This window comes from Streptomyces sp. NEAU-W12 (genome assembly GCF_026242095.1).
GTDB lineage: Bacteria > Actinomycetota > Actinomycetes > Streptomycetales > Streptomycetaceae > Streptomyces.
Window position 1 is genome coordinate 13,388 of the sequence record NZ_JAPJDM010000044.1, and the last position, 14,500, is coordinate 27,887.

At 73.3% G+C, this 14,500-nt stretch carries 12 protein-coding genes; 8 read left to right on the forward strand and 4 right to left on the reverse strand.

Annotated elements, in window-relative coordinates; translation table 11 throughout:
* Positions 1 to 266 precede the first annotated feature (266 nt).
* A complete protein-coding gene (locus tag ORI94_RS33640) occupies positions 267 to 2,039 on the forward strand; it encodes an acetyl/propionyl/methylcrotonyl-CoA carboxylase subunit alpha (RefSeq protein WP_266082664.1) in 1,773 nt (590 codons plus the stop codon).
* A 75-nt stretch (positions 2,040 to 2,114) separates the two neighbouring features.
* Here the strand turns inward: ORI94_RS33640 and ORI94_RS33645 are convergent, their stop codons facing one another.
* Both ORI94_RS33645 and ORI94_RS33650 read right to left on the reverse strand, forming a co-directional pair.
* A complete protein-coding gene (locus tag ORI94_RS33645; protein WP_266082666.1) occupies positions 2,115 to 3,077 on the reverse strand; it encodes a DeoR/GlpR family DNA-binding transcription regulator in 963 nt (320 codons plus the stop codon).
* Between the two features lie 230 nt (positions 3,078 to 3,307).
* Positions 3,308 to 4,756 (reverse strand): NAD(P)H-quinone dehydrogenase, encoded by a 1,449-nt coding sequence (locus tag ORI94_RS33650; RefSeq protein ID WP_266082668.1) that lies wholly within the window; start codon positions 4,754 to 4,756, stop codon positions 3,308 to 3,310.
* A gap of 110 nt (positions 4,757 to 4,866) precedes the next feature.
* Here ORI94_RS33650 and ORI94_RS33655 point away from each other — a divergent pair, with 110 nt between their 5' ends.
* The 3 genes from ORI94_RS33655 (at position 4,867) to ORI94_RS33665 (ending at position 8,153) form a co-directional block, all read left to right on the forward strand.
* On the forward strand, positions 4,867 to 5,397 hold the full coding sequence (locus ORI94_RS33655) for a gamma-glutamylcyclotransferase (RefSeq protein ID WP_266082670.1): 531 nt from the start codon (positions 4,867 to 4,869) through the stop codon (positions 5,395 to 5,397).
* 171 nt (positions 5,398 to 5,568) lie between these two features.
* Entirely contained in the window at positions 5,569 to 6,393 is an 825-nt protein-coding gene (locus ORI94_RS33660) for a purine-nucleoside phosphorylase (protein ID WP_266082672.1), read from the forward strand.
* Positions 6,394 to 6,503: 110 nt separating this feature from the next.
* Positions 6,504 to 8,153 carry a phospho-sugar mutase gene (locus ORI94_RS33665; RefSeq protein WP_266082674.1) on the forward strand — a complete coding sequence of 550 codons (1,650 nt, stop codon included), beginning with the start codon at positions 6,504 to 6,506 and terminating at the stop codon, positions 8,151 to 8,153.
* A 399-nt stretch (positions 8,154 to 8,552) separates the two neighbouring features.
* Here ORI94_RS33665 and ORI94_RS33670 read toward each other — a convergent pair whose 3' ends face one another.
* Positions 8,553 to 9,356 carry a PH domain-containing protein gene (locus ORI94_RS33670; protein ID WP_416237947.1) on the reverse strand — a complete coding sequence of 268 codons (804 nt, stop codon included), beginning with the start codon at positions 9,354 to 9,356 and terminating at the stop codon, positions 8,553 to 8,555.
* Between the two features lie 144 nt (positions 9,357 to 9,500).
* On the opposite strand from ORI94_RS33670, the gene deoC reads away from it, so the two are divergent.
* Genes deoC through ORI94_RS33685 form a run of 3 tightly spaced genes read left to right on the forward strand, consistent with a single transcriptional unit; the run spans position 9,501 to position 13,028 of the window.
* Positions 9,501 to 10,499 carry a deoxyribose-phosphate aldolase gene (gene deoC / locus ORI94_RS33675; RefSeq protein ID WP_266082686.1) on the forward strand — a complete coding sequence of 333 codons (999 nt, stop codon included), beginning with the start codon at positions 9,501 to 9,503 and terminating at the stop codon, positions 10,497 to 10,499.
* 5 nt (positions 10,500 to 10,504) lie between these two features.
* Positions 10,505 to 12,100, forward strand: coding sequence for an aldehyde dehydrogenase family protein (locus ORI94_RS33680; protein WP_266082676.1), 1,596 nt, complete (start codon positions 10,505 to 10,507; stop codon positions 12,098 to 12,100).
* Positions 12,090 to 13,028, forward strand: coding sequence for an aldehyde dehydrogenase family protein (locus ORI94_RS33685; RefSeq protein ID WP_266082678.1), 939 nt, complete (start codon positions 12,090 to 12,092; stop codon positions 13,026 to 13,028). Before ORI94_RS33680 ends, ORI94_RS33685 begins: the two co-directional genes overlap by 11 nt.
* A 121-nt stretch (positions 13,029 to 13,149) precedes the next feature.
* Here ORI94_RS33685 and ORI94_RS33690 read toward each other — a convergent pair whose 3' ends face one another.
* The gene (locus ORI94_RS33690) at positions 13,150 to 13,545 is read right to left on the reverse strand and encodes a hypothetical protein (protein ID WP_266082680.1); all 396 of its coding nucleotides are present in this window, start codon (positions 13,543 to 13,545) and stop codon (positions 13,150 to 13,152) included.
* 142 nt (positions 13,546 to 13,687) lie between these two features.
* Between ORI94_RS33690 and ORI94_RS33695 the strand changes: the two genes are divergently transcribed.
* Complete coding sequence (locus ORI94_RS33695; RefSeq protein WP_266082683.1) at positions 13,688 to 14,356, forward strand: uridine kinase; 669 nt, start codon at positions 13,688 to 13,690, stop codon at positions 14,354 to 14,356.
* The last annotated feature ends 144 nt before the right edge of the window (positions 14,357 to 14,500 follow it).

Genomic DNA, 14,500 nt, shown 5'->3' on the forward strand with positions numbered 1-14,500 from the left:
CGGAGGGCAAAGAAGCATTGGGCCATTCGTAGGGACTCGACAAAAAAACGGAGTGGGCCGCAGCACGCTCTCACAGAGACCTTGACCACATGGGAGGGCTAGGGTTTCCCGGAAGAGTCTTGCGTACCAAGGTGCGACATGGGATTTCGCGGGTCGAGCGAGCCTCGAATCACGCTCCGTGTGGGCAAGCTCACCATGGGGGACGGGTCGTAGTGCCGTGTCGGCAGTCCCTAAACTCGGCTTGTTTCAAGGAGGGAGCCTCAATCGTGCGCAAGGTGCTCATCGCCAACCGTGGCGAAATCGCTGTCCGCGTGGCCCGAGCCTGCCGGGATGCCGGTATCTCGAGCGTGGCCGTCTACGCGGACCCGGACCGGGACGCTCTGCATGTCCGCGCCGCGGACGAGGCGTTCGCCCTGGGCGGTGACACTCCCGCGACCAGCTACCTCGACATCGACAAAGTCCTGAAGGCCGCCCGCGAGTCGGGGGCCGACGCCATCCACCCCGGCTACGGCTTCCTCTCCGAGAACGCCGACTTCGCCCAGGCGGTCCTCGACGCCGGACTCGTCTGGATCGGCCCGCCGCCGCAGGCCATCCGCGACCTCGGCGACAAGGTCGCCGCCCGCCACATCGCCCAGCGCGCCGGCGCCCCCCTGGTGGCCGGCACGCCCGACCCGGTGTCCGGTGCCGACGAGGTCGTCGCCTTCGCGAAGGAGCACGGCCTGCCGATCGCGATCAAGGCCGCGTTCGGCGGTGGCGGCCGCGGTCTGAAGGTCGCCCGCACCCTCGAAGAGGTCCCGGAACTGTACGAGTCCGCGGTCCGCGAGGCGGTGGCCGCCTTCGGCCGCGGCGAGTGCTTCGTCGAGCGCTACCTGGACAAGCCGCGGCACGTGGAGACCCAGTGCCTGGCCGACCGGCACGGCAACGTGGTCGTCGTCTCCACCCGTGACTGCTCGCTGCAGCGCCGCCACCAGAAGCTGGTCGAGGAGGCTCCGGCGCCGTTCCTGTCCGACGAGCAGGTCGCACAGCTGTACTCGTCCTCGAAGGCCATCCTGAAGGAGGCCGGCTACGTCGGTGCCGGGACGGTGGAGTTCCTGGTCGGCCTCGACGGCACGATCTCCTTCCTGGAGGTCAACACCCGTCTCCAGGTGGAGCACCCGGTCACCGAGGAGGTCGCCGGCATCGACCTGGTGCGCGAGATGTTCCGCATCGCCGACGGCGAGGTCCTCGGCTACGACGACCCGCCGCTGCGCGGCCACTCCTTCGAGTTCCGGATCAACGGCGAGGACCCGGGCCGCGGCTTCCTTCCCGCCCCCGGCACGGTCACCGCGTTCGCCCCGCCGTCCGGCCCGGGCGTGCGCCTGGACGCGGGCGTCGAGTCCGGATCGGTCATCGGACCGGCCTGGGACTCGCTGCTGGCCAAGCTGATCGTCACCGGCCGCACCCGCGAGGAAGCGCTCCGGCGGGCCGCCCGCGCCCTGGACGAGTTCCAGGTCGAGGGCATGGCCACCGCCATCCCGTTCCACCGCGCCGTGGTCAGGGACCCCGCGTTCGCCCCCGAGCTCACCGGCTCCGAAGACCCGTTCACGGTCCACACCCGCTGGATCGAGACCGAGTACGTCAACGAGACCAAGCCCTTCACCGCCGGCGCGGGCACCGAGGCCGACGAGGAGGCCGACCGGGAGACCGTCGTCGTCGAGGTCGGCGGCAAGCGCCTCGAGGTCTCCCTGCCCGCCTCGCTCGGCATGTCGCTGGCCCGCACGGGCCTCGCGGCCGGGGCCAAGCCCAAGCGCCGGGCGGCGAAGAAGTCCGGCTCCACGGCCTCGGGCGACACCCTCGCCTCCCCGATGCAGGGCACCATCGTGAAGATCGCGGTGGAGGAGGGCCAGGAGGTCAAGGAGGGCGACCTCGTCGTCGTCCTGGAGGCCATGAAGATGGAGCAGCCCCTCAACGCCCACCGCTCCGGCACCGTCAAGGGCCTGAGCGCGGAGGTCGGCGCGTCCGTCACGTCCGGCGCGGTCATCTGCGAGATCAAGGACTGACCCGTACCACGCGTCAGGCGCCCGGCGGACCTGCCTGGTCCGCCGGGCGCCTCGTGGTGCCGGGCCTGCCCCCGCTCACCGCCTGCGCAGGTCCGCGACCCGTGCCCGCTCCGCGCTCTGGGCCTGTTCGGCCGCCCCCAGGCCCACCGCCGACCGCAGTCCCGGCCCCTGTCGGCGCGGCCCCGGCAGCGGCACGTCCCGGCGCTGCCGGGGCCGGGCCGGGGCCCCGTCACCCCCCGGGCCCGCGGTACCTCCCGGCGCTCCGGCCACGGCGATCTGGACGCCCTGGTCGGCGAGGGCCTGCAACTCGGCGCCCGCGCGGTCGTCGTGCGCGGGCGGCTCGTCCGTGACCAGGCGGGTGATGAGGTCCGTGGGCACGGTCTGGAACATGGTGTCCGTGCCGAGCTTGCCGTGGTCGGCGAGGACCACCACCTCCGCGGCGGCCTGCACCAGCGCCCGGTCGACGGAGGCCGACAGCATGTTGGACGTGGACAGCCCGCGCTCGGCGGTCAGCCCGCTCCCGGAGAGGAACGCCCTGGACACCCGCAGCCCCTGGAGGGACTGTTCGGCACCGCTGCCGACCAGGGCGTAGTTCGAACCGCGCAGCGTACCGCCGGTCATCACCACCTCGACCCGGTTGGCGTGCGCCAACGCCTGGGCCACGAGCAGGGAGTTGGTGACGACGGTCAGCCCGGACACCCGGGCCAGCCGGCGCGCCAGCTCCTGCGTGGTGGTGCCCGCACCGACCACGACGGCCTCGCCCTCCTCCACGAAACTCGCGGCGAGGTCGGCGATGGCGGTCTTCTCGGCGGTCGCGAGATGGGACTTCTGCGGGAAGCCGGACTCCCGCGTGAAACCACCCGGCAGTACCGCACCGCCGTGCCGGCGGTCGAGGAGTCCTTCTGCCTCCAGCGCGCGCACGTCCCGCCGTACGGTCACTTCGGAGGTCTGGACGACGCGGGCGAGCTCACGGAGCGACACGGCCCCGTTCGCTCGCACCATTTCGAGGATCAATTGGCGACGTTCTGCAGCGAACACGAAACTGACAGTAACTCCAGCGACCGTCTGCTTTCAGCGCTTTGCACTGAATAGCAGAAGTTGTTCGCATGCCCGACCGTCAAGTGGTATAAGCGCCAAGTGATGGCCTGGTTGCATCGCCCGCTCGCCCGGGTACTCCGCAACTCCCCTTGAAGAGAAGGGAGTTGACGGAAGTTGGTGGAGCTTCGACGGGGTTCGTGGGGCGTCGGCCGGCAGCCGGGGGCGGGCCGTCAGGCTTCCCCGGTCACCTTCCGCGTGTGCAACTGCCGTGCCACCTCGGCGATCGATCCCGACAGCGAGGGGTACACGGTGAAGGCGTTCGCGATCTGCTCGACCGTCAGGTTGTTGTCGACCGCGAGCGAGATGGGGTGGATCAGTTCCGAGGCGCGCGGCGCGACCACGACGCCGCCCACCACGATCTCGGTGCCCGGCCGGCAGAAGATCTTGACGAATCCGTCGCGGATGCCCTGCATCTTCGCGCGGGGGTTGCGCAGCAGCGGCAGCTTCACGACCCGCGCGTCGATCCTGCCCGCCTCGACGTCGGCCTGGGTGTAGCCGACGGTGGCGATCTCGGGGTCGGTGAACACGTTCGACGAGACGGTCTTCAGGTTCAGCGGAGCGACCGCGTCGCCCAGGAAGTGGTACATGGCGATGCGTCCCTGCATCGCCGCCACCGACGCCAGCGCGAAGACCCCGGTGACGTCCCCGGCCGCGTACACGCCCGGGGCGCTGGTGCGGGAGACCCGGTCGGTCCAGATGTGCCCCGACTCGCGCAGCCTGACCCCGGCCTCCTCGAGTCCCATGCCCGCGGAGTTCGGGACGGCGCCGACGGCCATCAGGCAGTGCGACCCGGTGATGACCCGACCGTCCGCGAGAGTCACCTCCACCCGGTCCCCGACCCGCTTGGCGGACTGCGCGCGCGAGCGCGCCATGACGTTCATGCCGCGTCGGCGGAAGACGTCCTCCAGCACCACGGCGGCGTCCGGGTCCTCGCCCGGCAGCACCCGGTCGCGCGACGACACGAGCGTCACCTTCGAGCCCAGCGCCTGGTAGGCGCCGGCGAACTCGGCGCCGGTCACACCGGATCCGACCACGATGAGCTCCTCGGGGAGCTCGTTCAGGTCGTACACCTGGGTCCAGTTCAGGATGCGCTCGCCGTCCGGCAGCGCGTCGGACAGCTCGCGCGGCTTGCCGCCGGTGGCGATGAGCACCGCGTCGGCGGCCAGCGTCTCCTCGGTCCCGTCGGCGGCCCGGACGACGACCTTGCGCGAGCCGTCCAGGGCCTGCATGCCCTCGAGCCGCCCGCGGCCGCGCAGCACCCGCGCACCGGCCCGCGTCACGGACGCCGTGATGTCGTGCGACTGGGCCAGGGCCAGCCGCTTCACCCGGCGGTTCACCTTCCCCAGGTCCACGCCCACCACCCGGGCGGCCTGTTCCTCGGGCGGTGTGTCGTCGGCGACGATGATGCCCAGTTCCTCGTAGGAGGAGTCGAAGGTGGTCATCACCTCGGCCGTGGCGATCAGGGTCTTCGACGGCACGCAGTCGGTGAGGACCGACGCGCCGCCCAGGCCGTCGCTGTCGACGACGGTCACCTCCGCGCCGAGCTGAGCGGCGACCAGCGCCGCTTCGTATCCGCCGGGTCCGCCACCGATGATCACGATCCGAGTCACGTACTCCATTGTCCCGCACACCTCACCGGGCGACCGCCCCGGGGGTCCGGCCGTGGCCCCCCTGTTACCGGACCTGTCACCCGAGTGACCCGCGGTGCGGCTGCCGTACGCTCTCCAGCATGTCGCTCTACGCCGCCTACGCCGGCAACCTCGACGCGCGGCTGATGTCCCGCCGCGCCCCGCACTCGCCGCTGCGCGCCACGGGCTGGCTGAACGGGTGGCGGCTGACCTTCGGGGGCGAGAACCGGGGACTGCCCTGGTCGGGCGGTCCCGACGGCGGCCTCCCGGCCGGGACCGGAGCCGGGGCCGGGGCCGGCATCACGCAGGGGGGCGGGGGCGGGGGCGGGAACGGGGCCCTCGCGACCATCGTCGAGGACCACTTCGCGCAGGTCTTCGTCGCGCTGTACGACATCACCCCCGTGGACGAGGAGTCCCTCGACCGCTGGGAGGGCACGGGCCTGGACATATACCGGCGCACCCGCGTCCGCGTGCACACCCTGGACGGTGAGGAATCCGCCTGGACGTACGTCCTGAACACCTACGAGGGCGGCCTGCCCTCGGCCCGCTACCTGGGCGAGGTCGCCGACGCGGCGGAATCGGCGGGCGCGCCCCACGACTACGTGATGGAACTGCGCAAGCGCCCCTGCTGAGCCCGGCCGCACACCCCCTCGCCTCCTCTCGCGCCCCTCGCGGGAACCCGCTCGCACGAAGCTGCGCGCCGGAGTCGCCCACGTTCCCGTCGGAAACGACAAGACAACGATCGCGAGCCCGTGCGCTTCGACATCTACGCGCGTAGGCGAACACCGGCTACTCTCGTCCGCGTGAACGCTTCTCTTCTTCCGGACGACATCCAGGGCGACCCCCACGCCGCGGCCGACGCGGCAGCCGCGCGCCTGCGCGAGCTCACGGGCGCCGAGACCCACGACGTCGCCCTCGTGATGGGCTCCGGCTGGGCACCGGCCGTGGACGCCCTCGGCGCCCCCGGGGCCGAGTTCCCGGTCACCGAGCTGCCCGGTTTCCCGCCGCCCGCGGTGGAGGGCCACGGAGGCACGGTCCGGTCCTACCGCCTCGGCAGCAAGCGCGCCCTGGTCTTCCTGGGCCGCACCCACTACTACGAGGGCCGCGGCGTGGCCTCCGTCGCGCACGGCGTCCGCACCGCCGTCGCCGCCGGAGCCAAGACGGTCGTCCTGACCAACGGCTGCGGCGGTCTGCGCGAGGGCATGCGCCCCGGCCAGCCGGTCCTGATCAGCGACCACATCAACCTCACGGCCACGTCCCCCATCGTCGGCGCCAACTTCGTCGACCTCACCGACCTGTACTCGCCGCGTCTGCGGGCGCTGTGCAAGGAGATCGACGCGAGCCTGGAGGAGGGCGTCTACGCCCAGTTCCCCGGCCCGCACTACGAGACCCCGGCGGAGGTCCGCATGGCACGGGTGCTCGGGGCGGACCTGGTGGGCATGTCGACGGTGCTCGAGGCCATCGCGGCACGGGAGGCGGGCGCGGAGGTGCTCGGCATCTCCCTGGTCACCAACCTCGCCGCCGGCATGACCGGTGAGCCCCTCAACCACGAGGAGGTCCTCCAGGCGGGCCGCGACTCGGCCACCCGGATGGGCACCCTCCTGACCCAGGTCCTGGGCCGCCTGTAAGGGGAGAACCCCCTTCAGGAACCCTCCACGGGACCTGTGGGCCCCGTCCCGGGCCGCCTTCGCGGGGCGGGGCGACGACGCAACGACTTCTCCGAGAGGCTGACCGACACGTGCACGACGACCTGACCGCTCGCGCCCGCACCTGGCTCGCCGAGGACCCCGACCCCGAGACCCGCGCGGAACTCGCGGCACTCCTCGACGCCGACGACGTCACCGAACTCACCGCCCGTTTCAGCGGCACCCTCCAGTTCGGCACCGCGGGCCTCCGCGGTGAACTGGGGGCCGGCCCCCAGCGGATGAACCGGGCCGTCGTCATCCGCGCCGCCGCCGGCCTCGCCGCGTACCTGAAGCGGCACGGGCACACCGGCGGCCTCGTCGTGATCGGCTACGACGCCCGTCACAAGTCGGCGGACTTCGCCCGTGACACCGCCGCCGTCATGACGGGCGCCGGCCTGCGGGCCGCCGTCCTGCCCCGGCCCCTGCCCACGCCGGTGCTCGCCTTCGCCGTACGGCACCTCGGCGCGGTCGCCGGGGTCGAGGTCACCGCCAGCCACAACCCGCCCCGCGACAACGGCTACAAGGTGTACCTCGGCGACGGCTCCCAGATCGTCCCCCCGGCGGACGCGGAGATCGCCGACCGGATCGCGGCCGTCGGCTCCCTGGACGAGGTGCCCCGTCCCGACTCCGGCTGGGAGACCCTGGACGACTCCGTCCTGGACGCCTACCTCGCCCGCACGGACGCGGTCCTGGCCGAGGGCTCCCCCCGGACCGCCCGCACGGTCTACACGGCGATGCACGGCGTCGGCAAGGACGTCCTGCTCGCCGCCTTCGCGCGGGCCGGTTTCCCCGAGCCGGTCCTGGTCGCCGAGCAGGCCGAACCCGACCCGGACTTCCCCACCGTCGCGTTCCCCAACCCGGAGGAGCCCGGCGCGATGGACCTGGCCTTCGCGACGGCCCGCGCGGCCGGGCCCGACCTGGTCATCGCCAACGACCCGGACGCCGACCGCTGCGCCGCGGCCGTCAAGGACACCGCCGCCGGGGGCGGCGACGGGGAGTGGCGCATGCTGCGCGGCGACGAGGTGGGGGCGCTGCTCGCCGCCCATCTGGTGCGCCGCGGGGTGAGGGGCACGTTCGCCGAGTCGATCGTCTCGTCGTCCCTGCTCGCCCGCATCGCGGAGCAGGCGGGCCTGCCGCACGAGGAGACGCTGACCGGCTTCAAGTGGATCGCCAGGGTCGAGGGGCTGCGCTACGGCTACGAGGAGGCGCTGGGGTACTGCGTCGATCCGGACGGCGTACGCGACAAGGACGGCATCACGGCCGCCCTGCTCCTCGCCGAGCTGGCCTCCGAGCTGAAGGAGGAGGGCCGTACCCTCCCGGACCTCCTCGACGACCTCGCCGTGGCCCACGGCCTGCACGCCACCGACCAGCTCTCCGCCCGCGTCGAGGACCTGTCCCTCATCGCGGACGCGATGCGCCGGCTGCGCGGGAACCCCCCGGCCGAACTGGCCGGCCTGCCGGTCACCGAGGCCGAGGACCTGACCCGGGGCACGGCCGCCCTGCCGCCCACCGACGGCCTGCGCTACACCCTCCGGGGCGCCCGCGTCATCGTCCGCCCGAGCGGTACGGAACCCAAGCTGAAGTGCTACCTGGAGGTCGTCGTCCCGGTCGCCGCGCGGGACGGCCTTCCCGCGGCCCGCACCGAGGCGGCGGCCCTGCTGGCCGCGATCAAGCGGGACCTGAAGGCGGCGGCCGGCATCTGAGCGGCAGCCTCCGGCAGGCCTCGGGGACACACGCGGGAAAGCGTCAGGAGGGGCCGCCGACACGGCGGCCCCTCCTTCGTGCCGCCCCGGGGCCCGCCCGGCGGAGCGGGGCGCGGACGGCCGCCGGCATCCGGCCGGCCGGAGCGCGGGGGCCGGTGCGGCCGGTCGCGGGGCGAGGCGGGTGACGGCAACGCGGCCCGGGTGCCTCCGCCTCGAAGGGCTCGCCGGAGGGCGGGCCGCCCCGGCGACGCCCGCACGCACTTCCCCGGGCTCTGCGAGCGGGAGGGGCCCGGCCGCGTCGCCGGAGCGCCTTGCGGTCGCACGTACCGGACGGCCGCGGACCCGCCCTTCGCACGAACGACGGGGACCGTCAGCCGGGCCCGAACCGCTCGCGGTCCCTCAGTCGAGCGCCAGCAGGACCGCCAGCAGCACGGCGCCGGCCAGGGACGGGGCGATGATCTCGTAGGCCCAGCGCACGCTCGCCTCACCCTGGGCGTGCGCCTCGCCCGCGTTCCTCTCGTGCAGCTCGCGCAGTTCGTCCATCGAGCCGTCGGTCCCCGCCCGCTCGACTCCGCCGCGGGAGGCCCCGGCGCCCGGCGCGGCACGGTCCGAGACCTGCGGGAGCCGTCGTGCCGCCCTCTTGCGGGCCCGCAGCGACACGGGCAGGGCCCACAGCTGGTACTTGGCGCCGGCCTCGGAGAAGACCTCGTTGGTGTAGCCGGAGCGCAGCGAGGAGACCTGCCCCCAGGGCAGCACGATCGTGCGGAACGGGTTGCGGACGCGCAGCCGGTCCTCGTTGGCGTACACCGCGGGGACCAGGGTGTAGGCCGCCACCAGGGGCACGATGAACAGCAGCGCGGCGAGCGCGAGCCACGGGGCGTCGCCCTCGCCGACGAGGAGGGCGTCGACGCCGAGCCAGCAGGCGAGGCCGAGGATCAGCGCACCGCCGACGAGCCCCGAGGTCGACCGGTACACCCGGTCGGCGTACCCGGGCTCCGGGCCCGCCGAAGCCGCGGCCGGGGGGCCCGCGGGCGCGGGCCCCGCCGCCGCCGGGTACTCCGGTCCCGCCGAGGACTCCGCGGAGTCGGAGGCAGCGGCGGACCCGGTGGAGGCGGTGCCGTCCTCCGTCCCGTCGGCGGGCTCGGTGGACTGGGCGGGCTCGGCGGGCTCCCGGTCGGACGGCTGAGGCTCGGGGGTCGTCATGCCCCCGATTCTGCCCGACGCCCGCAGCCGCACCGGCAGGCGGTGGGCGGGGGCGGGCGGAAGCCGGGCGGGGCCCGCTCCTGTCGCCGGACGACCGGAGGGCTGTACAGCCGCTACGCGCGTAGATATGCTCGTCTGGTGACCATGTCCTCCACTGCACCCTCCTCCCCCCAGCCCTCGCCGGCGCCCGAGCGGGTCGGTGCCCCCGCCGCGCTGGGCGACGTCACCGCGTCCGACAGCACGCTGCGCCGCTTCCTGCACGGGCTGCCCGGTGTCGACGCGGTCGGCCTGGAGGCGCGTGCCGCCTCGCTCGGCACCCGCTCGATCAAGACGACCGCGAAGGCGTACGCCATCGACCTCGCCCTCTCGATGGTCGACCTGACGACGCTGGAAGGCGCGGACACCCCGGGCAAGGTCCGGGCGCTCGGCGCGAAGGCGGTCCGCCCCGACCCGTCCGACCGCACGGCCCCCGCCGCGGCCGCGGTCTGCGTCTACCCCGACATGGTGGCCACGGCCAGGGAGGCCGTCGCCGGCTCCACGGTCAAGGTCGCCTCCGTCGCCACCGCCTTCCCGGCCGGCCGCGCCCCGCTCGCCGTCAAGCTGGCCGACGTCCGGGAGGCCGTCGCCGCCGGTGCCGACGAGATCGACATGGTCATCGACCGTGGCGCGTTCCTCGCGGGGAACTACCGGAAGGTGTTCGACGAGATCACCGCCGTGAAGGAGACCTGCGGGGCGAGCGCCCGGCTGAAGGTCATCTTCGAGACGGGCGAGCTGTCGACGTACGACAACATCCGCCGGGTGAGCTGGCTCGGCATGCTGGCCGGCGCGGACTTCATCAAGACCTCGACCGGCAAGGTGGCGGTGAACGCCACACCCGCCAACACGCTCCTGATGCTGGAGGCGGTCCGCGACTTCCGTGCGCAGACCGGGATCCAGGTCGGTGTGAAGCCGGCCGGCGGCATCCGCACCACCAAGGACGCGATCAAGTTCCTCGTCCTGGTCAACGAGACCGTCGGCGAGGACTGGCTGGACAACCACTGGTTCCGCTTCGGTGCCTCCTCGCTTCTGAACGACCTGCTGATGCAGCGCCAGAAGCTGGCCACCGGCCGCTACTCCGGCCCCGACTACGTGACGGTGGACTGATCACCATGACCAAGAAGAACAAGAAGGCCAAGAAGAGCAGGACCGCGGTCGCGCAGGCCGCCGGGGCCGGCGGGACCACCCCGGCGACCGCCCCGGCGACCACCCCGGCGACCACCGTCCGGGCCACTGCCCGGACCGCCCCCGCCCAGGCCGCCCCCGCACGCTCGTCCGCGTTCGAGTACGCCCCGGCGCCGGAGTCCCGCGCGGTCGTCGACATCGCCCCGTCCTACGGCCTGTTCATCGACGGCGAGTTCGCCGAGGCCGCCGACGGCCGGGCCTTCAAGACCGTCAGCCCCGCCACCGAGGAGCTCCTCTCCGAGGTCGCGCAGGCCGGTGAGGCGGATGTGGACCGCGCGGTGAAGGCGGCCGGGAAGGCCTTCGCGACCTGGTCGGCGCTGCCCGGCGCGGAGCGGGCGAAGTACCTGTTCCGCATCGCCCGGATCATCCAGGAGCGCAGCCGCGAACTGGCCGTCCTGGAGACACTGGACAACGGCAAGCCGATCAGGGAGACGCGCGACGCCGACCTGCCCCTGGTCGCCGCGCACTTCTTCTACTACGCGGGCTGGGCCGACAAGCTCGAGCACGCCGGCTACGGAGCGAACCCGCGCCCCCTGGGCGTCGCCGGCCAGGTCATCCCCTGGAACTTCCCGCTGCTGATGCTCGCGTGGAAGATCGCCCCGGCGCTCGCGACCGGCAACACGGTCGTGCTGAAGCCGGCCGAGACCACCCCCCTCTCCGCCCTGTTCTTCGCGGACGTCTGCCGCCGGGCGGGCCTGCCCCGGGGTGTCGTCAACATCCTTCCCGGATACGGCGACGCGGGCGCCGCGCTGGTCGCCCACCCGGACGTGCACAAGGTCGCCTTCACCGGCTCCACGGCGGTCGGCAAGCAGATCGCGCGGACCGTCGCCGGGACCCGCAAGAAGCTCACGCTCGAACTCGGCGGCAAGGGCGCCAACATCGTCTTCGACGACGCCCCGGTCGACCAGGCCGTCGAGGGCATCGTGAACGGCATCTTCTTCAACCAGGGCCAGGTCTGCTGCGCGGGCTCCCGCCTGCTGGTCCAGGAGTCGATCCAGGACGAACTGCTGGACTCCCTCAAGCGCAGGCTCACCACGCTGCGGCTGGGCGACCCGCTGGACAAGAACACCGACATCGGGGCGATCAACTCCTCCGAGCAGCTCGCGCGGATCACCTCGCTCGTCGAGCAGGGCGAGGCCGAGGGCGCCGAACGCTGGTCCCCTGCCTGCGAACTCCCGGAGAACGGCTACTGGTTCGCGCCGACGCTGTTCACCGGCGTCACCCAGGCACACACGGTCGCGCGGGACGAGATCTTCGGCCCGGTGCTGTCGGTGCTCAGCTTCCGGACCCCGGACGAGGCCGTCGCCAAGGCCAACAACACACCGTACGGCCTGTCGGCGGGCATCTGGACGGAGAAGGGCTCCCGCATCCTGGCCGTCGCGAACAAGCTCCGCGCGGGTGTCGTCTGGTCCAACACGTTCAACAAGTTCGACCCCACCTCGCCGTTCGGCGGCTACAAGGAGTCGGGATTCGGCCGCGAGGGCGGCCGCCACGGCCTGGAGGCGTACCTCGATGTCCGATAAGACCGACAAGAACGTGAAGGCCGGCGGGGCCGGGACGGCCGAACAGCCGCGGCTGAGCGTCTTCAAGACCTACAAGCTGTACGTCGGCGGGAAGTTCCCGCGTTCGGAGAGCGGCCGGGTGTACGAGGTGACGGACCCCCAGGGCACATGGCTCGCCAACGCCCCGCTGTCGTCCCGCAAGGACGCCCGTGACGCGGTGGTCGCCGCCCGCAAGGCGTTCGGCGGCTGGTCGGGGGCGACGGCGTACAACCGCGGTCAGGTCCTCTACCGCGTCGCGGAGATGCTGGAGGGCCGCCGGGACCAGTTCGTGCGGGAGGTCGCCGACGCGGAGGGCCTGTCGCGGGCGAAGGCCGCGGCGCAGGTGGACGCGGCGGTGGACCGCTGGGTCTGGTACGCGGGCTGGACGGACAAGATCGCCCAGATCCTCGGCGGCGGGAACCCGGTCGCGGGCCCGTTCTTCAACCTGTCCTCCCCCGAACCGACCGGCGTGGTCGCGGTCCTGGCGCCCCGGGAGTCGTCCTTCCTGGGCCTGGTCTCGGTTCTCGCCCCGGTGATCGCGACCGGAAACACCGCGGTCGTCGTCGCCTCGGAGAAGGCCCCGCTCCCGGCGCTCTCGCTCGGTGAGGTCCTGGCCACCTCCGACGTGCCCGGCGGCGTGGTCAACCTCCTGTCCGGCCGTACGGCGGAGATCGCCGCGCCGCTGGCCGCGCACCAGGACGTCAACGCGATCGACCTCGCGGGCGCCGACGAGGCACTCGCGAAGGATCTGGAGACCGCCGCGGCCGACAACCTCAAGCGCGTCCTGCGTCCACAGGCTGTGGACGACTGGACGGCCACTCCGGGGACGGACCGCATGACGGCGTTCCTGGAGACCAAGACGGTCTGGCACCCGACGGGTTCCCTGGGCGCCTCGGGCTCCGCCTACTGACCGAGGAGCCACCGCGGGCCGGAGAGCCGTGGGGGCCCCCCCCCCCGGGGGGGGTGGCGGCCCCGCCCCCGCGGGGGGGCGCGGCCCCGGCTCTCCGTACGTCCGGCGGGCGCCCCGGCGGTCAGGCTCCCAGCAGGCCCGTCGCCCGTCCGGCGACCGGGACGCCGTCGACCGACTCCGCCTGGGCCACCGGGCCGGTCACCGCACGGGAGTCCACCGGCCTGAAGTCGGCGACCTGGGTTTCGACGCCGTTGTCGAGCGGGTCGACGCCCGTACCGGCCAGCGGATTGGGCTTCAGGCCGGAGACCGGGCCCGCGACCTGGCCGACCGTGCCGGTCAGGGGCCGCACACCGGCCTGCGGGTCGACGGCGCCGAGCGACGCGGGCCGCGGGCCCAGGGGCACCTGGGAGTCCGCCGCCGCCGTCGTCGCGCCCGCCCCCAGGGCCACTCCCGCGGTCGCCAGGGCGACCAGGGCGCGCCGGGCGGCCGGCTTCTTGGGTGCTGCGTGTCGGGCCATCACTGCTGCCACCTCTTGCCTCCACCGGCCACTCCCGTTGAGTGACCGGACCGACGCGCAGCGTAGTGGAGGTGTGGTGCGCGCCTCAAAGCGGACCCGCACGGTCGTGCGACACCCGGGGGATGCCGCACACTGGTGTCCCGTGAGTTCCCAGTCGCCCTTCTCCGCGCGTGTCGTGCTGCTCTGCGGCCCCTCCGGCTCCGGCAAGTCCCTCCTCTCGGCCCGCTCCGGCCTGCCGGTGCTGCGCCTCGACGACTTCTACAAGGAGGGCGACGACCCGTCGCTGCCCCTGGTGGCGGGCAGTTCCGACATCGACTGGGACCACCCCGACTCCTGGGACGCGGACGCCGCCGTCGCCGCGATCGACCGGCTGTGCCGTACGGGCCGTACGGACGTGCCCGTCTACGACATCGGCCTGAGCGCCCGTACGGGTGCGTCGCACGTGGACTTCGGCGCGGCCCCGCTGTTCATAGCGGAGGGCATCTTCGCCGCGGAGATCGTCACGCGCTGCGGCGAACTGGGCCTCCTGGCCGACGCGTTGTGCCTGAGCCGGGGTCCGGTGAAGACCTTCCGCCGCAGGTTCCTGCGGGACCTCAGGGAGGGCCGCAAGTCCGTGCCGTTCCTGCTGCGCCGCGGCTGGCGGCTGATGCGGCTGGAGCGGGCGATCGTCAGCCGTCAGACCGCGCTCGGCGCGCACGCCTGCGACCGCGACGAGGCACTGACCCGCCTCGCGGCCGCGCGGGACGACAGCGGCAGCGGACGGGTCGGGGCCGGCACGGGCACGGCGCGTACGCCTGCCCGGCCCGCGTAGCCGGCACGTGACCGGCGCCGCGCCGACGCGGACCTGCGCACGCACAGAAGCGGGACCGGAAGGCCCCCGGCCCTCCGGTCCCGCTTCCTCGTGGCTCCCCCGCTCCGTGGTGACGTCCCCCGACGTCACCGCGTCCCCCGTTAT

What these genes read in the sequence shown, in the direction of transcription:
- ORI94_RS33650 (WP_266082668.1), bottom strand. Translation starts at nt 4,756, where the DNA reads ATGGAGTACGTGACTCGGATCGTGATCATCGGTGGCGGACCCGGCGGA.
- ORI94_RS33655 (WP_266082670.1), top strand. Translation starts at nt 4,867, where the DNA reads ATGTCGCTCTACGCCGCCTACGCCGGCAACCTCGACGCGCGGCTGATG.
- ORI94_RS33670 (WP_416237947.1), bottom strand. Translation starts at nt 9,356, where the DNA reads ATGACGACCCCCGAGCCTCAGCCGTCCGACCGGGAGCCCGCCGAGCCC.
- deoC (WP_266082686.1), top strand. Translation starts at nt 9,501, where the DNA reads ATGTCCTCCACTGCACCCTCCTCCCCCCAGCCCTCGCCGGCGCCCGAG.
- ORI94_RS33680 (WP_266082676.1), top strand. Translation starts at nt 10,505, where the DNA reads ATGACCAAGAAGAACAAGAAGGCCAAGAAGAGCAGGACCGCGGTCGCG.
- ORI94_RS33685 (WP_266082678.1), top strand. Translation starts at nt 12,090, where the DNA reads ATGTCCGATAAGACCGACAAGAACGTGAAGGCCGGCGGGGCCGGGACG.
- ORI94_RS33690 (WP_266082680.1), bottom strand. Translation starts at nt 13,545, where the DNA reads ATGGCCCGACACGCAGCACCCAAGAAGCCGGCCGCCCGGCGCGCCCTG.